Annotated in this window: 17 protein-coding genes, 1 tRNA gene and 4 pseudogenes; 16 read left to right on the forward strand and 6 right to left on the reverse strand. The window is 57.6% G+C overall.

The genetic code is table 11. The features are described from left to right. Positions 1-139: 139 nt before the first annotated feature. Complete coding sequence (locus JCM25414_RS21335) at positions 140-1,066, reverse strand: Hint domain-containing protein (RefSeq protein ID WP_081775769.1); 927 nt, start codon at positions 1,064-1,066, stop codon at positions 140-142. A 237-nt stretch (positions 1,067-1,303) separates the two neighbouring features. Between JCM25414_RS21335 and JCM25414_RS03120 the strand changes: the two genes are divergently transcribed. Continuing rightward, the gene (locus tag JCM25414_RS03120; RefSeq protein ID WP_025840695.1) at positions 1,304-2,209 is read left to right on the forward strand and encodes a LysR family transcriptional regulator ArgP; all 906 of its coding nucleotides are present in this window, start codon (positions 1,304-1,306) and stop codon (positions 2,207-2,209) included. 34 nt (positions 2,210-2,243) lie between these two features. Here JCM25414_RS03120 and JCM25414_RS21340 read toward each other — a convergent pair whose 3' ends face one another. From JCM25414_RS21340 to JCM25414_RS03135, 3 genes are all read right to left on the reverse strand, one after another. Continuing rightward, positions 2,244-2,606 (reverse strand): hypothetical protein, encoded by a 363-nt coding sequence (locus tag JCM25414_RS21340; protein ID WP_148300924.1) that lies wholly within the window; start codon positions 2,604-2,606, stop codon positions 2,244-2,246. 103 nt (positions 2,607-2,709) lie between these two features. After that, the gene (locus JCM25414_RS21345; protein WP_159101708.1) at positions 2,710-3,558 is read right to left on the reverse strand and encodes a Hint domain-containing protein; all 849 of its coding nucleotides are present in this window, start codon (positions 3,556-3,558) and stop codon (positions 2,710-2,712) included. 137 nt (positions 3,559-3,695) lie between these two features. Continuing rightward, on the reverse strand, positions 3,696-4,337 hold the full coding sequence (locus JCM25414_RS03135) for a LysE/ArgO family amino acid transporter (RefSeq protein ID WP_025840698.1): 642 nt from the start codon (positions 4,335-4,337) through the stop codon (positions 3,696-3,698). A gap of 74 nt (positions 4,338-4,411) precedes the next feature. On the opposite strand from JCM25414_RS03135, the gene JCM25414_RS03140 reads away from it, so the two are divergent. Then, positions 4,412-5,308 (forward strand): LysR family transcriptional regulator ArgP, encoded by an 897-nt coding sequence (locus tag JCM25414_RS03140; RefSeq protein ID WP_025840699.1) that lies wholly within the window; start codon positions 4,412-4,414, stop codon positions 5,306-5,308. 85 nt (positions 5,309-5,393) lie between these two features. Here JCM25414_RS03140 and JCM25414_RS16590 read toward each other — a convergent pair. Continuing rightward, positions 5,394-8,295: pseudogene (locus tag JCM25414_RS16590) on the reverse strand (2-oxoglutarate dehydrogenase E1 component). 273 nt (positions 8,296-8,568) lie between these two features. Between JCM25414_RS16590 and JCM25414_RS03150 the strand changes: the two are divergent. From JCM25414_RS03150 to JCM25414_RS03210, 14 genes and pseudogenes are all read left to right on the forward strand, one after another. Then, entirely contained in the window at positions 8,569-8,880 is a 312-nt protein-coding gene (locus JCM25414_RS03150) for a hypothetical protein (protein WP_025840700.1), read from the forward strand. Positions 8,881-8,925: 45 nt separating this feature from the next. Next, complete coding sequence (locus JCM25414_RS03155; protein WP_025840701.1) at positions 8,926-9,564, forward strand: 2OG-Fe(II) oxygenase family protein; 639 nt, start codon at positions 8,926-8,928, stop codon at positions 9,562-9,564. A gap of 30 nt (positions 9,565-9,594) precedes the next feature. After that, positions 9,595-10,734, forward strand: a complete 1,140-nt coding sequence (locus JCM25414_RS03160) for an aspartate-semialdehyde dehydrogenase (RefSeq protein ID WP_025840702.1) — start codon at positions 9,595-9,597, stop codon at positions 10,732-10,734. Between the two features lie 178 nt (positions 10,735-10,912). After that, positions 10,913-11,931, forward strand: a pseudogene (gene hemH / locus JCM25414_RS16595) (ferrochelatase). A gap of 361 nt (positions 11,932-12,292) precedes the next feature. Continuing rightward, positions 12,293-12,382, forward strand: a complete 90-nt coding sequence (locus tag JCM25414_RS24370) for a glycosyltransferase family 2 protein (protein WP_242403314.1) — start codon at positions 12,293-12,295, stop codon at positions 12,380-12,382. Between the two features lie 68 nt (positions 12,383-12,450). Then, a complete protein-coding gene (locus tag JCM25414_RS16600; RefSeq protein WP_242403304.1) occupies positions 12,451-13,710 on the forward strand; it encodes a glycosyltransferase family 2 protein in 1,260 nt (419 codons plus the stop codon). 63 nt (positions 13,711-13,773) lie between these two features. Further along, positions 13,774-14,871 carry a DNA polymerase IV gene (gene dinB / locus JCM25414_RS03175; protein ID WP_025840703.1) on the forward strand — a complete coding sequence of 366 codons (1,098 nt, stop codon included), beginning with the start codon at positions 13,774-13,776 and terminating at the stop codon, positions 14,869-14,871. 247 nt (positions 14,872-15,118) lie between these two features. Next, a complete protein-coding gene (locus JCM25414_RS16605) occupies positions 15,119-16,216 on the forward strand; it encodes an MFS transporter (protein WP_369345981.1) in 1,098 nt (365 codons plus the stop codon). A 128-nt stretch (positions 16,217-16,344) separates the two neighbouring features. Next, positions 16,345-16,925, forward strand: a pseudogene (locus tag JCM25414_RS16610) (LOG family protein). 56 nt (positions 16,926-16,981) lie between these two features. After that, positions 16,982-17,058, forward strand: a tRNA-Pro gene (locus JCM25414_RS03195). Positions 17,059-17,307: 249 nt separating this feature from the next. Continuing rightward, positions 17,308-18,293: pseudogene (locus JCM25414_RS16615) on the forward strand (FecCD family ABC transporter permease). Then, entirely contained in the window at positions 18,293-18,928 is a 636-nt protein-coding gene (locus tag JCM25414_RS16620) for an ABC transporter ATP-binding protein (RefSeq protein WP_051535652.1), read from the forward strand. The pseudogene JCM25414_RS16615 and the gene JCM25414_RS16620 overlap by 1 nt, the downstream one beginning before the upstream one ends. Further along, entirely contained in the window at positions 18,915-19,067 is a 153-nt protein-coding gene (locus JCM25414_RS24375) for a hypothetical protein (RefSeq protein ID WP_242403305.1), read from the forward strand. The genes JCM25414_RS16620 and JCM25414_RS24375 overlap by 14 nt, the downstream gene beginning before the upstream one ends. Further along, positions 19,064-20,050: an ABC transporter substrate-binding protein gene (locus JCM25414_RS03210; protein ID WP_025840704.1), complete on the forward strand. Its 987-nt coding sequence runs from the start codon at positions 19,064-19,066 to the stop codon at positions 20,048-20,050. Before JCM25414_RS24375 ends, JCM25414_RS03210 begins: the two co-directional genes overlap by 4 nt. On the opposite strand, the gene JCM25414_RS03215 is transcribed toward JCM25414_RS03210, so the two are convergent. Next, the gene (locus tag JCM25414_RS03215) at positions 20,021-20,605 is read right to left on the reverse strand and encodes a YqgE/AlgH family protein (protein ID WP_025840705.1); all 585 of its coding nucleotides are present in this window, start codon (positions 20,603-20,605) and stop codon (positions 20,021-20,023) included. The two genes, JCM25414_RS03210 and JCM25414_RS03215, sit on opposite strands and share 30 nt — an antisense overlap. Positions 20,606-20,648 lie beyond the last annotated feature (43 nt).

Consider the following 20,648-nt stretch of genomic DNA (forward strand, 5'->3'; position numbering starts at 1 on the left):
GAACGGATCGAGCGGCCGCCGCTCTGACTGACGAGATGCAGGTCCGGTTCGGAGGTAAATTCCTCCTCCGCATAGAGATTTTCCAGAGCAATAGGGGAGAAACGTTCCCATAATTCTCTGACAAAGTCCGTTGTGACATTCAGTGGCGCGCAGGCATCGTGCTGCCAGGAACAGTTCTGGGCAGATGGTGTATCGTGGAGCCCGTCAGCGCGCTTTGCTCAAAAATCATCCGATTGCCGGTGTCGAGATAACTTTCGCTTTCGACACCATTTGCCAGAATGATTGCATGTCGCTCGAGTTCGATATGATGGTACTCATAATCGGTGATCGTACGGTCATAGAAAATCGTCATGTCATTGACGAGCATTCTGGCGGGCACGAAACACCCTGCAAGATACAGGCAATGCTCGGCGGTCACATACAGATCCTGATTGGGTTTTCCTTCCCCGAGTGCATCCTTGCGAAAACAGATCGGATAGCCGGCGCGATCATCGTCCAGCCTGTCGCTTCCCACACTGTGTCGGGCCTTGCCTGTCCAGATGATTGTCTCACTTTGTTCGACGCCGTTGCGCAGTGTGATCACTCTGTCGCCTGGCTTCAAAGTCTCTATCAGGCGCTCGCCGCCCGGTGTCATGAGAGCGGTGCCGGGCAGATAGCAAATGGCTGCAACGGTCTCACCAGCAGGAAGAGTAGTGGAGGTGAACCCCGTCTTGCTTGCGCTGATTGCAGGCCCATAGGTGCTCGTCTGCTTGGAAGACCAGACGAGGCTCCCGTCTCCAGTCGTGGACCAGAGCAGATAGCCCGGGTAAAAACGGTTGTTATCACCAAACATATAGGTGGCGTTTTTAGTGCTGAAACCGAACATATCGGACGCTTGATAGGCTGCACCCGATAAATAGGTCTGGATTGTGCCTGTAATCGTGGTTTCGTCAGCCAGTTCTATCTGGAACTGCTTACGATCAAAATCAATATAAAGCGTTGCAGTTCCGAGAGAAGATATCGCAGTTCCGTCACCATTCTGCCCTCTGGAGTAGCAAGGCACAGTCCATTTTTGGATATTAGACATAAAACCACCCGATTATTCGGCACACTCTATATTTATATATAGATGCTATATTATTACAAAATAACGATATACATCCAAAAACGCATACTATATTTTTGTTTACTTTCTACTTCTCATATTGTAGGTGTATTTGATCAGACGCGAAAAGGTGAGATCTGGCGACATGCGCGACCATAGACGTTACTTGGCCTTAAGAAAAACTTGTTATGCTTAGGCCCATTAAGCATAACTTGAGATATGTTTGATTACTCGGCGCTCAGCGCAGTAGCAGCAGTTATTCGTGAAGGCTCGTTCGAGGGCGCCGCACGGGTTCTGCGCATCACCTCATCTGCGGTATCACAGCGCGTGCGCAGCTTCGAAGACCGCCTCGGCGCCCTTCTGATCGTGCGTGGCTATCCCTGCAAGGCAACCGCATTGGGACAGTTGCTCAGCGCCCATGTCGAGCAGGTGCGTTTGCTTGAAGCCGATATTCACAAGACCTCCGGTCTCCCCCTTTCGGCAAATGAGGGAAAAATCGCGCTGCGTCTGGCTGTCAATATTGATAGTCTGGCAACATGGCTGCCTAAAGTCATGACGCAATATGCCCTTGAAAGAGGCATCTGCATCGATCTGCAGGTCGAAGACGTCGCCATGACAGCCGATCTGTTTCGATCGGGCGATGTGATGGCGGCTGTCACGACGCGAACGGATCTGCTGCAAGGATGTAAAGCAGTGTATCTCGGGTCGATGCATTATGCCGCCTGTGCACGGCCGGATTTTGTGGTGCGTTATTTTCCTGATGGGTTTACGCCTGAGGCGATCGACGCCGCACCGTGCATCTGTCTTGAAGCACAGGACAGCCTGCAGAAGCAGTGGCTGGAACTTATGGAGCGGCCCGAGTTGTCGCCGATGACCCATTATGTTCCGTCCAGCCGCGGCGTGCTCGATTTTACTCTGAGTGGCCTCGGTTGGGGGCTGCAACCGGTCACCCTGGCAGCGCCGCATCTCGCCAGCGGCGATCTGGTGGAGATCGATCCTGGCAGAAGATTGCAGGTGCCTCTCTACTGGATCTTGCCTCGCCTCAAGAGCGCCATTCTTGATGAATTGACAGCGCATCTGAAAAAACAATGCGCCGAGCATCCTGCATTTTCCGCATCGGCCTAGTCGCGCCTTCGCTCCTGACGTCCGGTAGGTCTGGTCAGGCCGTTTTCCGTCTGGTTGTTACCGTCCGGTCGAGAGAAGCAGGATGGCCTTCCTGCGGATAGCGTCTGGTCTCGGCAATCGTCAGAGAAAGAATGAACGTGTCGGTCCCGATAGAGGAGATGTCGGCTAGGTCGAGGGAGGCGGCGCCATCTGTCCAGTAGCCCTGTTCGTTTTTTTCTCGATGCCAGCCGTCTCCAGACTGCGCAATTCTATCGAGATCGAGGGAGGTGGTTCTGTCGCCGCCCCAGATCGTGATCTGGGATACCAGAACGCCAAAATGGCGACGGTCATCGAGGAACGGTCCGAATTCGTCGCATGGGCGCACATTATTGGAAGCGATAGTATAAACGGCGCTCACGTTCGGAATCCGGAAGAGCCAGGTGTTTCCGGTCCGGCGATAAGGCAGCAGATACAGGTTCCTTTCGCTGTCCAGCAAATGAAGATCAGGGTCGCATGTCGTGCTACTCTTCGCCAGAAATGCCTCCAGGCTCAGGGGTGACAGTCGCTCCCATATGGGTTTGACGATATCCGGGGCGACAGCGAGGGGCGCGCATGCATCGTTTTCCCGTATCCAGATAGCTCTCGCTGGCTGCGCCATTCGCCTGGATAACCGCGTGTCGTGCGAGTTCTATATGATGATAATCATAGGCGACGATCGTTTTATCGTAAAAAACTGTCTTGCCGTTGACGAGCATGCGCGCCGGGATAAAGCATCCATCGATATGCAGACAATGCTCTGGCGTAACGAACAGATCGCGATCGGGCGTTCCGTTGCCAAGCGAGCCTTTGAGGAAACAGACGGGATATCCTGCGCAATCGTCATGCAAGGCGAGAGCATCGACGATGTGATGCGCCTTGCCGGTCCAGATGATGGTCTTCTGCTGTGCGATACCGTCCGTCCAGGCGATGAGTGTATCGCCTGGACGGAGCGTCTCGATTGCGCGTTCGCCTTGCTGGGTGGCGATCATCGTGCCTGGTAGATAACAGATGGCTGATACCTTCTGGCCTGTGGGCAGGTTCGTCGCTGAAAAGCCTGTGTCGCTGGCCTTGATGACCGGGCCAATACCCGAAGATTGCGGTAGCCAGACCAGACCGTTGTTACCGAGATAGGTATAAGTGCGATATCCGGGATAAAAAGCGCTGTTCGTGCCGAACATATAGACGTCAGTCTGGGTGCCCAGACCGATCATACCCCAAGCCTGATAGGAGCCGCCCGAATAATAGGTAAGGATCATTCCTTTAACAGTCGTGCCATCCGCAAACTCGATCTGATAGCGCTTGCGGTCAAAATCCACATGGAGCGTCGACATGCCAAGAGAAATGATTTTTCCACCGGGACCCATTTTGTAGCAGGCAGATTCCATTTGACGATATTCGCCATGTCTTGATCTCTTTCTGCGTGAGAGTGGAATGAATTTGTCTCGTATTTCTTTTGTCTCGGGTCAGTTCAGCGAAGCGGGAGAAATGACGGGTCGAGTGCGGTTCCGATCGCGAGCAAAGCAAGGCAGAGCATCGCGCTGCCGGTGAGAATATCGAGGTATCGACGTGGACGTTGTCTGGTGAAGATCGGCCGCAGGAGCCGTGCGCCGTAACCGAGCGCAGTGAACCAGAGGAAACTCGCCGCGATTGCTCCCAGGGAAAAGGAGGGTCTTAATGGTGACGGTTGTGCGAGTGTGGCGGATCCGATCAGCAGCACCGTATCGAGATAGACTTGCGGATTGAGCCAGGTGAATCCGGCTGCGATAAGCAGCGTGGCGCGACATGAAACCGGATTTTGTTCCTTATCCGCAATGGATCTTGTATCCATCGCCTGCTTAAGGGAGCTTATGCCATTCCAGAGCAGGAAAACGGCGCCTGCCAGTGTCAGCCATCGTGCCAAGGTCGGGCGAAGCAGAAAAACACCATGGGCAAATCCGGCCCCCGCAACGATCAGGGCAACATCCGAAAGGCAACAAAAGAGAACGATGAGACCGATATGGTTTTTTTTCAGACCTTGCTGAAGCACGAAAAGGCTCTGCGGCCCGATCGCCACACTCAGGGAGGCGAAGAGGGCAAACCCTGTCATGAAGGGGGCGGCACGCAACATCATGCTGTGTCGATAGCTGAAGCTGGGAGGGTAAGAAAAACTTGTTTTGTTTATCCAGAAACAGGAAAACTTAATTCATGCTTGATTATGCCTGTCTGAGCGCCGTTAGTGCCGTGATTCGCGAGGGGTCATTTGAAGGCGCTGCGCGCAAGTTGCGTATAACCCCTTCGGCCGTGTCACAGCGTGTTCGCGGTTATGAGGAGCGTCTAGGCGCGTTGCTCATCGTGCGTGGCCAACCTTGCCGGGCAACTGCTCTGGGTGAAACCCTTGCAGCCCATGTCGACAAGGTACGTCTGCTCGAGGCGGAAATACCGCATCTTTCAGGAGCTGCGAACGAGGGAGATATTCCTGTTGTGACGATGCGCGTGGCCGTGAATGCCGACAGTCTTGCCGCATGGCTACCCGATATCGCCACGCGCTGCGCGGAAGAGTTGAATATCTGTCTCGATCTCCTGGTAGAAGATGAGGCCCTTACGGCGGACAGGCTTCGCTCTGGGGAAGTCACGGCGGCTGTGACAGCGCAGACCGACCCTGTGCCAGGATGTAAATCCATTCCGATCGGACGCCTGCGTTATATCGCCTGTGCGAGCCCCGCTTTCGCTGCGCATCATCTGGTAGGGGGGCTCAATGACACGTCAATCGTCACGGCTCCCTGCCTTTGTTTCGATAAACGCGATTCAGTGCAGCGGCGCTGGCTTGAAACGCGTGGGCTTGAAGCCGAGCCGAGGCGCACGCATTACGTGCCTTCTACCCAGGCTCTGATCGATTTTTCAGTGCGGGGCCTCGGCTGGGCCTTGCAGCCCCTGTCGCTGGTCCAGCGCTTTCTCAAAAATGGCGAACTGGTCTCTATCGACCCGGATCACCCGGTCGATGTTTCGTTGTACTGGGTGACGCCTCGGCTGAAGAGCGCCCTGCTTGCGGATCTGACGCAACATATGGTCAGAGCCTGTGCGCAGCATTCTGCGCTGATCTGATCCGCGGCCATATTCCCTGAAACCCGAGGAGAGAAAATGATCTCCTCGGGTTTCAGGGTGCCAGGCGGCTTCGAGCGGAACGGCGTTAGCCGAGTGCCTCCTGAACCAGCGCGGCCTGTTCTGCCATATGCTCACTGGCAAGACCGGTTGCAGGTGAAGCCGAAGCTTTGCGTCCGACATAGAGCGGGCGGGGCTGAGCGTGAGAGCAGCGCTCGGCCGAGTTCTCGATGCGACGATCGACAAAAGCCCAGGCGCCACCATTTTGCGACTCTTCCTGACACCAGATGATCCTGGCATTCGGATAACGGGCGAGCTGTTGCGACAGCACATCGCGCGGGAAGGGATAAAGCTGTTCGAGGCGCAGGATCGCCACGTCCTTGCGGTCCAACTCACGTCTTGCGGCGCGTAGATCGTAATAGACCTTGCCTGAACACAGCACGACGCGCTTGATTTCCGCATCCGGAAGCAGGGCATCGGTTTCCGGCAGAACGGTGCGGAAACGCGTTTCCGGTCCGAAATCGACCAGCTCCGACACGGCCTCCTTGTGACGCAGTAGCGATTTGGGCGTCATGATGATCAGAGGCTTGCGGCATTCGCGCGCAATCTGACGGCGCAGGGCATGAAAGTAGTTCGCGGGCGTGGTGATGTTGCAGACGCGCAGATTATTCTCGGCGCATAGCTGGAGATACCGTTCCAGACGCGCCGAAGAATGCTCCGGACCCTGGCCTTCATAGCATGGGGCAGCAGCATCACGAGGCCGGAGGTGCGCAGCCACTTGGTTTCGCCCGACGCGATGAACTGGTCGATGATGACCTGTGCGCCGTTGGCGAAATCACCGAATTGCGCTTCCCACAGGACCAGAGAATTCGGGGCGGCGAGCGTGTAGCCATATTCGAAACCCAGCACGCCGAATTCGGAGAGCAGGGAGTTATAGACCTCGATCTTGGCCTGACCGTCCGCAATATTGTTGAGCGGCACATAGTCGCTCTGGTTGAGCTGATCGACCAGAACGGCGTGGCGCTGGCTGAACGTCCCACGCTGGCAGTCTTCGCCTGACAGGCGCACGGGTGATGCTGCAGCAGCAGCGAGCCGAAAGCGAGGGCTTCGCCAAGGGCCCAGTCGATGCCTGCCCCGGTTTCAATCGCCTGACCGCGTGCCTGGATGACACGGCGCAGACGAGGATGCATCGCGAAATCTTCAGGAATACGCGTCAGGGCCGCACCGACACGTTGCAGGCCCGAGATGCTGATGCCCGTGACCGGCTGTTCGCGCAGGGGCTCGTCAGAAAGGCGCGAGGGATCCTGATTGCATTCCAGCCAGTCTTCGCGGCTGGGCTCGTAGGATTTTGCAGCTTCGAACTGGTTCTGCAGATGGTCCTGAAAAGACTGGAACTGGTCGTCCGCGGTCTCGGAATCGATGATCTTTTCGCGGGCCAGACGCTTGGCATAAAGCGCACGCGTCGTCGGGCGGGCCGCGATGGCCTTGTACATCGTGGGCTGCGTGAAGGCAGGTTCGTCCGCCTCGTTATGGCCGTGGCGGCGATAGCACACCAGATCGAGCACGATGTCAGCGGCAAATTCGCGGCGATAATCGGCAGCCAGGCGCGCGCAATAGGCAGCAGCCTCGGGCTCGTCACCATTCACATGCAGAATGGGCGCATGAACCGCCTTGGCGATATCGGTGCAGTAGAAGCCCGAATGCGCATGAGCCGAAATCGTGGTGAAGCCAATCTGGTTATTCGTCACCACATGAACGGTGCCGCCTGTGCGGTAGCCGATAAGCTGCGACATCGCCATGGTTTCGTAAACGATGCCCTGGCCCGCAAAAGCGGCGTCACCGTGAATCAGCAGACCGAGATGGCGATAGCGGTTTTCGAGACCGACACAGCCTTCGGAGTCCTGAATGGCGCGCACGCGCCCCACTACGACCGGATCGACCGCCTCGAGATGCGAAGGGTTCGGGAGGAGAGTGACACGCACTTTTTCGTTCGAGACATGCAGTGTCGCTGCTGTGCCGAGATGATATTTGACGTCGCCCGAGCCCTGCACATCGGTCGGCTTGAAAGACGCCCCGGCAAATTCGGAGAAAATGGCGGCAAAGGGTTTTTGCACCACATTGGCCATCACATTCAGTCGGCCGCGATGAGCCATGCCGACCGAGACGCTGCGTGTGCCGTGGCGCACCGATTGCTCGATAATGGCATGAAGAGCGGGAATGGTGACTTCGCTGCCTTCTAGGCCGAAGCGCTTGGTGCCGGTGAAACGTTTCTGGCAGAAGCTTTCAAAGCCTTCAGCTTCGGTCAGCTGGTTCAGAATGATCTTCTTTTCTGCGGCGGAGAATGTGTGGCGCCAGTCATCCCCCTCGAGGCGGTGCTGCAACCAGAGGCGCTGTGAGGCATCCTGGATATGCATGTATTCGACGCCGATCGGGCCGCAATAGGTCTGACGCAGGGCGGCGAGCAGCTCGTTGATGGTCGCGCTGGCCCGTTCGGGCAGGAGCGAACTGACCATCTGTCCCAGATAGATCGGGCGGTCGCGGTCATTGGGGCCGAAGCCGTAAGTCGCGGGGTCGAGCTCGGTATAGGATTTCGGCACCTGAAGGCCGAGCGGGTCGAGACGCGATTCAAGATGGCCGCGCACGCGGTAGGCGCGCACAAGCTGGATCGCACGCACGCTGTCATCGACGCTTGAAAGCAGATCGGTCGCCGAAAATTCTGTATTCGGCCTCGGTGCCAACTGTCCCTGCGAGCGGGAGTCGAGTAGCGAGGCATGCTCACCCCAGGCAGGGCGATCGGCGCCCGGGTGGGGGTGGCTCGTTTCCGCTGCGCCGGTCAGGGCTGCAAGGCTCTCGGCGTCCAGCGCCTTGAACAGATCGGCGAAGGACGGATCGACGCTTCTCGGGTCTGCACTCCACTTCGCATGGAGGTCGGCCAGATAGACTGTATTGGCCCCGTTCAACGCGCTTGGTAACGAACCGATCTCACCCATGCTCGCAGCCCTCCCCGGCTGTTTCTCGCAGATCTGCATAGCGTCTCAAAATGGCACTCTCATGGCGCAAAAAACCATGGAACTCTCGCCTGACAGCAACAAGCATAAAACTTTTCCGAACGATTTCAGTTCACAATCGCACGTTCTGAAGAGGGGACCAGAAAGAGTCGAAACTTTCAATGCCGGATCCCGTCTATAGACTCCGCACCAGAGCGCGCTGAGGGTCTAACCCATCAGCGCGTGTTCTGATATTGCAGTTTGGAGGGGTCTGTCATGCGCCGCATGCCCATACTGGTGGCAGTCACATTTTCGCTACTGGTGACGGGATTCGGCGTGGGCGAGGCGGCTCCCGAGCATCCGGTCGAACAGCAGGGACGCCGTATGGATTTCGACAGTCGGGCTGCCTTGCGCTGCTCTACGGCGCCGCACCTCGTGCGTGCTGCCTATCTGGCCGGGCAGGAGCGTCAGGAGAAGACCGCATCTCTGCGCTCGTGTTTCTCCGATACGGACCGCATCGGGGCTGGGTATACGCAATTCGTGCGCAACAGCGCCGTTCGTCACCCACATCATCGCATGAAGGGGTAAGAAGCGCCTTGTCTCTGGACCGCGTCAGGAATAGGCTCGCGTTCCATGTCACAGATCGCTCTTCAGTACGAAGCTCTTGAACGGACCCCGATCAGCGAGGCACCGTTCAGACATGTGGTCGTCCCTAACTTCGTGCGCGAAGAGGACCTCCAGACTCTCATCAATCTGATGCCGGAAATGCGCTCTGGCGGATCTTTTCCCCCTGAAGGCCTCAAGCTGCATCCGACGGTCAGGGCGCTGACGAAAGAGCTGCAGGGACCGCGTCTGAAGAAGATTGTGGCTCAGAAATTCGGCCTCGATATCGAGAGCGCGCCGAGCATGCTGACCCTTCGCGGTCGCACACGCGAGAAGGATGGGCGCATTCATCGTGACTCAGAAGCGAAGCTGGTCACCATTCTGCTTTACCTGAACCCGGAGAGCGCGGCCTGGTCGGCTCAGGAAGGATGTCTGCGCCTGCTCAACGGGCCGGATAATCTTGAGGATTATGATGTCGAGGTGAAGCCTGCCCACGGTACGCTGCTCATCTTCCCCAATGGCCCAAAAACCTGGCACGGACACAGGCAGTATGTCGGTCCGCGCTACACTATTCAGCTGAATTACATGGCCACAAATAACAAGGCGCGCTATGAACTGCGCCGTCATCGTCTGTCGGCGCTGCTCAAGCGTCTGTCCTTCGCACGGTGACCGTCGAATTCTGACTGAGGTAAAGTGATAATGGGATACCGCGTTGCGGTCGTGGGTGCGACTGGTGCTGTAGGTCGTGAACTCCTGCGCATTCTTGCCGAAAGAGATTTTCCTGTTTCCGAGGTGGCGGCGCTCGCTTCGGCACGCTCCACGGGACAGGAAGTGTCCTTTGGTGACAAGAAAGTCCTGAAAATCCAGAATCTCGAAACCTTCGACTTCGCGGGATGGGACATTGCGCTCTTCTCGCCCGGCGCTTCGATCTCGGCCGTCCATGCGCCGCGCGCGGCGGCGGCTGGATGTATCGTGATCGACAATACCTCGCATTTCCGTATGGACCCGGATGTGCCGCTGGTGGTGCCGGAAGTGAATGCCAATGCGCTGAAGAAGATGAAGCGCAACATCATCGCCAACCCGAACTGCTCGACAGCGCAGATGGTGGTGGCGCTCAAGCCGCTGCACGATCTGTTCACCATCAAGCGTATCGTTGTCTCGACCTATCAGGCCGTATCCGGTGCGGGCAAGGACGGGATGGACGAACTATTTGCCCAGTGTAAAGGCAGCTTTGTGGGCGACCCGCCGACGATAGCGCAGTTCACCAAGCAGATCGCTTTCAACGTCATTCCGCATATCGACAGCTTCCTGCCAGACGGTACCACGAAGGAAGAGTGGAAGATGGCGGTCGAGACGCGCAAAATTCTCGATCCGGATATCAAGGTGGCTGCGACCTGTGTGCGCGTGCCGGTGTTCATCGGTCATTCCGAAGCCATCAATATCGAATGCGAGGAGCCGGTCGATCTAGCCCGTGCCCGTGAGGCGCTGCGCGAGGCCGATGGCGTTATCCTGCGTGATGAGCGTGACGATGGCGGTTACGTCACTCCGATCGAATGCGTCGGCGAGGATGCGACCTATGTCTCGCGTCTGCGCATCGACGACACTGTCGAGAACGGACTCGCGCTGTGGTGTGTGTCCGATAATCTTCGCAAAGGGGCGGCTCTCAACGCGGTTCAGATCGCTGAGGCGCTGATTGCGCTCGATCTGATCGGGCAAAAGGCTGATTCAGCCTCAAATCATTACAATTTTGTCATTCATGTAAGTTTGGCATTGCGTGCGCAACGCGTGATGCCAAACTCTGTTCAAGGGTGGATGCAGGGTTGTGCTGCAATGGCCTGAACGGAGATGACAATGCCCGTTATCGACACGCTCGCCGCAGGAATTTTTGCCCTTGCCGCTTTAGGTGCTCTTCGCTGCATGCCAGCTCCGAAATTGGTTCCAGTGCGCATCAAGCGGAAACCGAATTCGCGCTGAGCTGTTTTCGTCTCTCTGTACTTTGATGATTTGATTGAGAGACATGGCGTTCAAGAGCAACATCCCCACGCATCCGGTCCCGGCTGGTGGCAAGACAGGCGTCCTGATCGCCAATCTTGGCACACCTGATGGCACCGATTATTTCTCGGTCCGTCGCTATCTTGGCGAGTTTCTTTCCGATCGCCGGGTGATCGAGGCGCCGCCTGCTATCTGGCAGCCGATCCTGCAAGGCGTAATTCTGACGACCCGTCCGTCCAAGAGCGGGGAGGCGTATGCACGCATCTGGGATCGCGAGGAAGATGCCAGCCCACTCAGGGTTTACACGCGCTCCCAGGCCGAAAAGCTGGCCGCACGTTTTGAAGGCGAGTTTCCGGTAGCCTGGGGCATGCGTTACGGCAAACCTTCCATCGCCGATGCAGTGGAAGAGCTGATGGATCAGGCTGCGATCGCCTGATCTTCCTCCCGCTTTATCCGCAATACAGTGCGACCACGACGGCCACGGCGAATGACCAGCTTTTCCGCCATCTGATGACGCTGCGCCGCCAGCCCGCCGTGCAGACTCTGCCAGCCTTTCCCGATCATCCCGACTATATCGGGGCGCTCGAGAAGAGTGTGCGCGACCATCTGGCGTCGCTTTCCTGGAAGCCGCAGCGCCTCGTAGCCTCATTCCACGGGTTGCCGAAGCTCTGCGTCGACAAGGGGGATTACTACCCCGATGACTGTGAGCGCACCCTTCGCGCTCTTCGCACTGCACTGAGCCTCAGCGAAGAGCAGATGCCCATCACCTATCAGTCACGTTTCGGGCCAATGGAATGGGTGCAGCCTTATACGGCCCCTTATGTGACGGCGCTACCGGAGCAGGGCATTACCCGTATTGCGGTCATCATGCCCGGCTTTATCAGCGACTGCATCGAGACGCTCGACGAAATCGGCAATGAGCTGCGCGAAGAGTTCATTGAAGCTGGTGGCGAGGAGTTGACGCTCGTACCCTGCCTTAACGACAGCGAAGGGGCCATTGCCCTGCTCGAGGCATTGATCCGCGAGAGCCTTCCCTCACGATAAGCCCAATGCGTCTTCCGGCCATTCTCCTGCGGATCTCTTATGCTTCAGAGCCGTCAGGGGCCGCGGAGTGAAGGCGATCGCTTCAGGTGACGCCTGTATCTATTTTTTTTGATATCAAGCGCTAATATAAAAATACAGTTCTGTGGTGACTTGTGATTTCATAACAAGTCACCACAGAAAAAAAGCGAATAGCGTAATCCGAGTAGATCGTGCTGACGTAACGTGCGATAACCCGCTTCTCTTCATTCCGATCAGCGAGTTTGCTTTATGGCCGAGAATCTTCAGTGTCGCCCTTGCGCTTTTCGTCAAGGACGAATTCTCGGATATCGCAGGCTGGGTGGCATGGCACGCCGCGCTGGGTGTGAAGACGTTTTTCATTTTCGACGATCATTCATCCGATGGCACCTGGGAGATCCTGCAGCTGCCGCCAAATGCTATGACATTCGTCTGAAAAGAACCGATCCGATCAAGCAGCCGGATTTCTATTATCGTCAGAAGGATTCGTTCCTGGAGGCGGCTATGGAATGTCGGCATCAGTTCGACTGGCTCGGCTTTCTGGACGGTGACGAATATCTCTATCTGAGGCATTTCGACAATCTTCCCGAGTTTCTGCGCGGTTTCAAACACGCCGATGCCATCGCCTTTTCCTGGCGTATTCACGGCAGTTCCAATCGCGTCGTCCGGCCAAAGCTGCCGACAGTCGAGGTTTTCACGCAGCATTCGACAGAAGAACTGGGTGATAACGTTCTGGTTAAGAGCTTTGTGCGTCCAGAGAAAATGGGCACCGACTATGGCACGCCGCACTGGTTTGACGTGGCAACCGAGCGATACGCGCGCCCCAGCGGCAAATATGTCGAAAGCGCCAATTCAGTCCAGCAGATCGAATGGTCGCACGCATTTGTCATGCATTACATCTGCCGAAGCATGGAGCACTATATCCAGCGCATCAAACGTCGTCTGAATGTCGATCTCACAGATTCCTCGGGCTATTGGGACCACTTCAATAGAAACGACGTGACTGATCTCGAGCCGCTGGCTCTGTTGCCGAGGCTGGAGCGATATATCGCTCCGATCTATGAGGAGATGGTCAAGAGTGCTGTCCTTAGTCTCAAGACCGGGTTCGTTGCAGCGGGCACTCTCTCGGAAGGGGCTGCCCCGAAGGCTGGTCTTGCAGAGGCTCAACCGGCTTCCGTGTTCCGCATACGGAGCTTCTTTGACACATATTTCTATTACTCTCCCCGTCAGGGGCAGGTGGTTCATGCCGATGAGGATTTCGCGGCTCGAGTCGGCCTGCGAGAGGTTATCGGCAGCATCGATCCCGCGACGCCTGATCTGATTACCCTCTACGTGCCGGGCAATGTCGATACGTTTATCAAATTCCCGATCGATCCAAGGGCGATGAAGACAATTGTTTTCCAGCTCAGACATCAGGATGAGGGACATGTGGCTTTCATGAGCCCCATGCAGAACAATTACCTGGCTCTCCTGCCGCCGCATGACGGGCAGGGGGTAACCGAGGTCAATCGCCATCAGGCGGGTGAGTGGGAGTATCTCACGCTTGAGCCCTGCGATTTGCCGCCTCCTGAGACGTTCGCTTCGCCCTTGCCTTTCACGCCCGGTCTGCACACGAAAGTAGGTGATATCATCGGCTGGATACGTGATGCGGCCGTCGCGCCGAGCAATGACGAGTTTCTTCGCGTTCTCTATGCGGTTTCCCCTTCAGTCCGCGCGGAAATCTCGCGTTATGTGCCCGGTCTTCTATGGAATGTCATCGCCTGACAGATTGATCTTGCCTGGAAGATGATCTTGTTTTGTTCTGGGTCCTGATGGCATAGAGGTCTCATGGTCGAGACCGCCGGAACAGCAGCAACACGTCGCATCATCCATATCGACATGGATGCCTTTTATGCGTCCGTTGAGCAACGTGACGCGCCAGAGTTGCGGGGGCGCCCGGTGGCAGTGGGGCGCGGTGAGGGGCGCGGCGTCGTGGCTGCGGCGAGCTACGAGGCCCGTCGCTTTGGCGTACGCTCGGCCATGCCGTCACGCACTGCCCTGCGTCAGTGTCCCGATCTGGTTTTCGTGCCACCGCGTTTCGATGTTTATCGCGCGGTCTCGCGGCAGATTCATGAGATCTTTGCGCGCTACACCGACCTCATTCAGCCACTCTCTCTCGATGAAGCCTATCTCGACGTGACCGGCAGCTATCGGGATCACGGTTCAGCCACAGATATTGCCCGATTGATACGAGCCGAAATCCATGAGGAAACGGGGCTCACCGCGTCAGCGGGCATTTCCTATAACCGTTTTCTGGCCAAACTCGCCTCGGATCACCGCAAACCGAACGGGCAGTTTGTTATCACACCTGCCATGGGGCCGGATTTTGCGGCCTCGCTGCGTGTAGAGCAGTTTCATGGTATCGGCCCCGCGACGCGGGCGAAGATGAACAGGCTGGGTATTTTCACGGGTGCCGATCTGCGTGCAATCCCGCCGGATGTTCTTGCGCGCCATTTTGGCAAGGCTGCCGCTTTCTATGCGTCGATCGCCAGAGGCATAGACGACCGCCCGGTTGTGCCCGACCGGATACGTAAATCGATTGGCACTGAAACCACTTTTGAATCGGATGTTTCGACGTTGCCGGAGGCGCGTCACGTTGTTCAAATGCTCTGTGCCAAACTCTGGCGGCAATGTCTGGCTCAGGCGCTGAGCGGGCGCACGCTGGTGTTGAAACTAAAATATGCCGATTTCCAGCTAACAACGCGCACGCGCTCGAACCCGACCGTTTTTGAAACCGAAGCGGCCTTATGTGCTCAGGCTGAGATATTGCTTGAGGGTTTTTTCCCGCTGGAGCGGTCGATAAGACTGATTGGCGTGGCGTTGTCGGGTCTCTCGACAGAAAGTGACGAAAAAAAGGCGCAATTGACACTTTTTGGTGAGTCCTGACGCTGCCTTTTTTCTCGCTGCTGCGTTGGAGAGAGACCTCCCTCTCGCATCAGGAATCGCCATCATGCTCACGGTGTTTTCTTCCTCATCCCTCTGGCTCGGCGCAGTCTTTTCGATCTTGATCTGTGCGTTGGGCGCCGGTTGAGCGTGAAAAACCGGAGCAAAAGCGTCAGTGCGGGGTGACAGCGCGTAAGCGGGCTGGCAAAATCTGACGCTTCACAACGAATAACGACTCAAGGAAATCAAAATGGCTGCGGGGCAGGATGTGGTGCTGCGTTCTCCGATCGGACGCATCCTGCCGGTCGTATCGCTCAATCTGATTATCTATATCGTGATTGGCCTTCCGATGGCCGTCATCCCGCTCTTTGTTCACAGCGTGCTGCATTGCAACACCGTGATTGCGGGCTTCGCCGTCTCGCTCCAGTATTTTGCGACTTTCGCCTCGCGCGCCTCGGCAGGCAAGCGCATCGATACGCGGGGACCCAAACCCGTGGCGGTGGCTGGCCTGGCGCTCGGAATCGGCTCGGGCCTGATGCTGCTTGTTTCAGGGTTGAGCGCCGGTTTCATCCCCCTCTCCCTGATCTGTCTTTTCGCCAGTCGTCTTGCGCTGGGCTGGGCCGAAAGCTGGGCATCGACGGCGGCAATCGTCTGGAACATCCGTCGCGCAGGCGCCGCCAACACGGCGCAGGTGATTTCCTGGAATGGCATCACTTCCTATGGCGGTATCGCGCTCGGCGCCACCATAGGCGAGCAGATGTCCCATCTGGGCGGAGGATGGGGCGGGCTTGTGACGCTGGGCATCGTTTCCACTATCCTTCCTGCCATTGGAACGGTTCTGGCGAGCTCCTATCCTGCCGTGGCCCCCATCAAGCACGACGCTCCGGCCATGTCATTTTCGAAAGTGTTCAGGCTTGTGTTGCCCCATGGCTGCGCGCTGGCAGCGGGCTCGGTTGGGTTTGGCGCGATTTCTTCGTGTCTGGCGCTTTATTTCGCAGCCGAGCACTGGCCTGACGCGGCTCAGGCACTCGCCGTGTTCGGCATGGTGTTCGTGATCGTGCGTTTCGTCTTTGCCCGCCAGATCGGTCGCATCGGCGGCACGAATGTGGCCATCATTTCGCTGGCTGTCGAGACGCTCGGATTGTTGATTCTGGCCTTTCTTCCCTCGGCTGAAGCGGCAACTTTGGGTGCTGCTGTGACGGGAGCCGGGTTCTCTCTCGTCTTTCCGGCGCTCGGCGTTCTGGCTGTCGACAGGGCGGGAGCAGAAAATCGCGGTGCAGCGCTTGGGGCATTTTCGGTGTTTCTCGATCTCGCCATCGGCATTTCCGGCCCTTTGCTTGGCTCGTGATTCACGCATCCGGCTATATGGCCCTGTTCATCTTCACGGCATGCATTACATTTCTCGGCATTGTGCAGGTGATGCGTCTCCGTCGCGTCCCCAAAGCCTGACATCATTGATCAAAGGATGAGTTCGAGATGACGATCGCTGCTGCCGCTGTGTTTTGCGGCTCGCGCCACGGTGCCTGGCCTGAATTCGCTGAAGCCGCCCGCGCAACGGGCAAGGGTCTCGCGGAGCGGCATATTCATCTCGTTTATGGCGGTGGCGCAGTGGGGCTGATGGGTGTTGTGGCCGAGGCTGCGCTTGAGGCGGGTGGCGAAGTGACGGGCATCATTCCGACCTTTCTGCATGATCGCGAAGTCATGAACGACCGGGTGACCGATCTGATCGTCACCGAGTCTATGCATGAGCGCAAGCGGCTGATGTTTGCCAAGCCGATGCGTTTCTGATCCTGCCGGGCGGACTTGGGACGTTCGATGAGCTTATGGAGATCCTGACCTGGCGCCAGCTTTCTCTGCATGACAAGCCGATCCTGATCGTGAACGTCGCCAACTGGGCAGTCCATGTGATCGCTGCCCTCGAAGCATCGATCGAACAGGGACTGGCCGATCCGTCTGCGCGCCGTTTGTACACGGTCGTTTCAAGCGTTGACAAGGCGTTCGACGTTCTGGGTCGCGAAAAAAAGCGCGAGGAAAAATCCGAAACCCATCGACTTTGAGAGTCACCCCCCCTTGCGGAGCCGCGCAACTGGCAGTATAGCCCCATCCATCGGTTCGGAGTGTAGCTCAGCCTGGTAGAGCACTGTGTTCGGGACGCAGGGGCCGGAGGTTCGAATCCTCTCACTCCGACCAGATAATCAGCCCCTTTTCAGGGGCTTCTCCCGGAAAATCTGACGTTTTTTCTTGCTTCCGAGCGAGGCGATCAGAATTCCGGTCGAGATTTTCTCCCTGCTTTTTCTGTTTGTTTCTGACGGTTCAGTGCCTTCCGGCGTGGTTTCACTCTCGCCAATTGCTCGGATGATCCTTATCGCTGAACAGGGTTTTCGTTCAGGTCGATAGCGCGCAATGCGATAATGCTGCGCCGGGGGAGAAACAGCTTTTATGCGCAGTCGCCTCTGCTTCGCTGTCGCTCTTGTCGTGCTCGGGCTGAGCTTTGGTCTGAGCCTGATTATCGGGCGTTATGCGCTGAGCCCGACCGATTTGCTGCATTCTGTCGAGGGGCAGGGTGCGCCCGAGATCAGAGCCGTTCTGCTTGAGGCGAGACTGCCCCGCATGATTGCCGCGCTTTTCGTAGGGGCGGCCCTTTCCATGTCGGGCAGTGCGTTTCAGTCGGTGTTCCGTAATCCGCTCGTTTCGCCCGATCTGCTCGGGGTGCTGAGCGGGGCGGCGTTCGGCGCTGCCGGTGCTATCATCGTTCATGGCAGCGCGCTGGAAATTGAAATCGCGACTTTTCTGGGCGGGTCCTGTGCGGTCGGTTTCGGCTTTATTGTCGCCCGCTTGGTCGGCAGGGAGGGGGCACTGCCGCTTCTGCTGGGCGGCCTGATCAGCAGCGCGCTTTTCACGGCGTTGCTGTCGCTGCTCAAATATCTGGCCGATCCTTTCGACCAGCTGCCAACCATCATCTACTGGCTTCTCGGTAGCCTTGCCCAGACGGGCTGGGCGCAACTGACCGTGCTGGTGCCTTTGCTCAGTCTGGGCATGGCGGTGCTCTGGGCGAGTGGACGCGTGCTCGATGTTTTCGGGCTCAGTGACGACGAGGCGCGCAGCCTTGGCCTGCCCATTGGGGTGCTGCGCCTCGGTATTCTGGCCGTCGCAACGGCGCTCAGCGCCCTGACGGTGTCATTGGCCGGTATCATTGGCTGGGTGGGCTGATCATGCCTCATATGGCGCGGTTGCTGATCGGCCCCGAGCACCGGCGCCTGCTGCCTTTCGCCGCCCTTCTGGGGGCGTGCTGTCTGCTTCTGGCCGACACGGCGGCGCGTAGTCTGTCTCCTTCCGAAATTCCGCTGGGCATGATGACGGAATTGCTGGGTGCGCTCGGCTTCATTCTCGTTCTGCGTCGGTTGCGGCGGGAAGGGCGACTCTGATGACGTTTCTGTCGCTCGATTCAGTCCACTTCTCACGTTCCGGCAGGGATGTGCTGCGTCACCTGTCTATGGGGTTCCGAAAGGGCGAGCTGGTGAGCATTCTGGGGGCCAATGGCGCAGGTAAGACCAGCCTGCTGCGTCTGATGCTGGGTCTGTTACGTCCCGAGAAGGGCAGGGTGCTGCTCGATGGAGAGGATCTGCGCCGTTTGTCGCGAAAGCATATTGCGCGGCTTATGGCCTATGTGCCGCAGAACCGGGATCTGCTGCCGCCTTATAGCGTTGCGCAGATCGTGGGGTTGGGCCGTCTGCCCTATGGCGGTCTGACCCGAGGGCTCTCCGAGCAGGATGTGTCGCATGTCGAGGCCGCCATGGCGTTACTCGATCTGGCAGATCTGCGAGACAGGCCATGCACGGCGCTGTCTGGCGGGGAATATCAGCGCGTCCTTCTGGCGCGTGTCCTTGTGCAGGATGCGCCGGTTCTTGTGCTCGATGAGCCGCTTTCCGGGCTGGATTACGGTCATCAGATCAGACTCATGGCGCTTCTGGCCAGGCTGGCGCAGGAGGGGCGGCTGGTCGTGATGACAGCGCACCAGCGATCTCGTCTATCGTCATGCCTCTCATGTGGTGCTGCTTGAGCACGGCAGGCTGCTGGCCGAGGGGCATCCCGAAACAGTGCTGGATTCTGCGACGCTGGGCGCGTTTTATGGGGTTGCGTTGCGTCATCACGATCATGACGGTCAGCGTTTTTTCATGGAAGGGGACGGAAAGTCGTGAAACGGATTCTGGCAGGCCTGTCTCTGTGTTTCGGTCTTGCCGTGCCACCGGCAGTGGCCGCGCCCGAGCGCATCGTCGATGGGTGGTACGCCCATAACGCAACGCTGATCATGCTTGGCGCGTCGGACCGGATTATCGGCACGGTGATTTCGCCCAGCCGGTTCCCCTGGATGGTCTGCATTGCGCCAGGACTGCGCCGCGCGCAATTTTTCGGCAGCATGAATCTGAATGCCGAAGCGGTTCTGGCCCTGCATCCCGATCTGACTTTCGTCACCACGCAGTCGCACAGTGTCGAGGGGTTACAGAAGCTCGGCCTGAACGCGGTTGCGGTCGGTTTTGCCGATTTCGCAGGCTTGCTGAGCACCATCGATCAAAGTGCGTCGCTTCTCGATACGCCCCTCGCGCGATCTCAGGCCAGACGTTACAGAGAAGCCTTCTCCCATGTTCTTTCCCACCGCGAGGCAAAAGCAGGGGCGCCGCGTATCCTCCATATCGCGTCTTTCGAGCCGCTGACGGTCGATGGCGATCAGAGCATCATCGATGAATGGATACGCGATGCAGGGGGGGTGAATGCCGCAACCGGACTTCACGGCAACAAGCGCCCGGTATCGCTTGAACAGATCCTGAGCTGGGCGCCGGACATCATCATCATGGGAGCCGATTCAGGCAGTCCGGATGGGCTCGCCGGGAATGCGCTCTGGTCGCAGATCCCGGCAGTGATGCGGCACAAGGTGTTTCGCAATCCGGCCGGTGTCTTCAACTGGGATCGCTATAGCCCCGAATTGCTGCTGCAAATCGTCTGGGCACGACAGCTGGTGCAGAATGGCACGATCGATCGCCCGGACATGATCGGGCGGATCATGGAATTCTATCGCGAGTTCTATCGCCACCCAATCGATGAAGCCGATGCAAAGCGTATTCTCGATGCGAGACTGCCCCTGCCCGAGCGATGCTCAGGCATGACCGACACTATTGGACAATAGGAGCGGGTCGATATTGATTGTCGCCAGAGCCTTGCGCCATTTCGCCATATGATTGGTCCCGAAGATCAGATCATCCGAGGCAGGCGCATTGAGCCATGCATTCTGGCGGATGATTTCGTCCTCGAGCTGACCTGCCTCCCATGAGGCATGGCCAAGGGCCAGCAAAGCGTGACGCGGCCCTTTTCCATTGGCAATTTCATGCAGGATATCGAGGCTCGCCGTCAGGCAGTTCTCATTGTTGATGACGAGGCTGTCATCGCGCTGCCAATCGGCAGAATGCAGCACGAAACCACGTGTCGGCTCTACCGGGCCGCCCATGCACAGATTGATGCGCCGACGCGGGGGCGAGGGGGTGATTTCCAGCTGTTCCAGTAAGGTTTCAAGTGTGGGGTGAGGCGCGCGCTTGTTGATGATCAGCCCCATTGCGCCATCGTTCGCCGAATGGGCGCAGACATAAACCACGCTGCGTGCAAATTCCGAATCGCCAAGCGACGGGCTCGAAATGAGCAGGCGGCCCGTCAGATTATCGGCAGAATTTGTGAAATCAGAAACCATGGCTGAAAATGTCGGCCATTGCCTGTGGTTTTGCAAGGGTTGG

It is taken from the genome of Asaia platycodi JCM 25414 (assembly GCF_000614545.1).
Classification (GTDB): domain Bacteria; phylum Pseudomonadota; class Alphaproteobacteria; order Acetobacterales; family Acetobacteraceae; genus Asaia; species Asaia platycodi.

What these genes read in the sequence shown, in the direction of transcription:
- JCM25414_RS21335 (WP_081775769.1), bottom strand. Translation starts at nt 1,066, where the DNA reads ATGTCTAATATCCAAAAATGGACTGTGCCTTGCTACTCCAGAGGGCAG.
- JCM25414_RS03120 (WP_025840695.1), top strand. Translation starts at nt 1,304, where the DNA reads ATGTTTGATTACTCGGCGCTCAGCGCAGTAGCAGCAGTTATTCGTGAA.
- JCM25414_RS21345 (WP_159101708.1), bottom strand. Translation starts at nt 3,558, where the DNA reads ATGTCGACGCTCCATGTGGATTTTGACCGCAAGCGCTATCAGATCGAG.
- JCM25414_RS03135 (WP_025840698.1), bottom strand. Translation starts at nt 4,337, where the DNA reads ATGATGTTGCGTGCCGCCCCCTTCATGACAGGGTTTGCCCTCTTCGCC.
- JCM25414_RS03140 (WP_025840699.1), top strand. Translation starts at nt 4,412, where the DNA reads ATGCTTGATTATGCCTGTCTGAGCGCCGTTAGTGCCGTGATTCGCGAG.
- JCM25414_RS03150 (WP_025840700.1), top strand. Translation starts at nt 8,569, where the DNA reads ATGCGCCGCATGCCCATACTGGTGGCAGTCACATTTTCGCTACTGGTG.
- JCM25414_RS03155 (WP_025840701.1), top strand. Translation starts at nt 8,926, where the DNA reads ATGTCACAGATCGCTCTTCAGTACGAAGCTCTTGAACGGACCCCGATC.
- JCM25414_RS03160 (WP_025840702.1), top strand. Translation starts at nt 9,595, where the DNA reads ATGGGATACCGCGTTGCGGTCGTGGGTGCGACTGGTGCTGTAGGTCGT.
- JCM25414_RS16600 (WP_242403304.1), top strand. Translation starts at nt 12,451, where the DNA reads ATGGAATGTCGGCATCAGTTCGACTGGCTCGGCTTTCTGGACGGTGAC.
- dinB (WP_025840703.1), top strand. Translation starts at nt 13,774, where the DNA reads ATGGTCGAGACCGCCGGAACAGCAGCAACACGTCGCATCATCCATATC.
- JCM25414_RS16605 (WP_369345981.1), top strand. Translation starts at nt 15,119, where the DNA reads ATGGCTGCGGGGCAGGATGTGGTGCTGCGTTCTCCGATCGGACGCATC.
- JCM25414_RS16620 (WP_051535652.1), top strand. Translation starts at nt 18,293, where the DNA reads ATGACGTTTCTGTCGCTCGATTCAGTCCACTTCTCACGTTCCGGCAGG.
- JCM25414_RS03215 (WP_025840705.1), bottom strand. Translation starts at nt 20,605, where the DNA reads ATGGTTTCTGATTTCACAAATTCTGCCGATAATCTGACGGGCCGCCTG.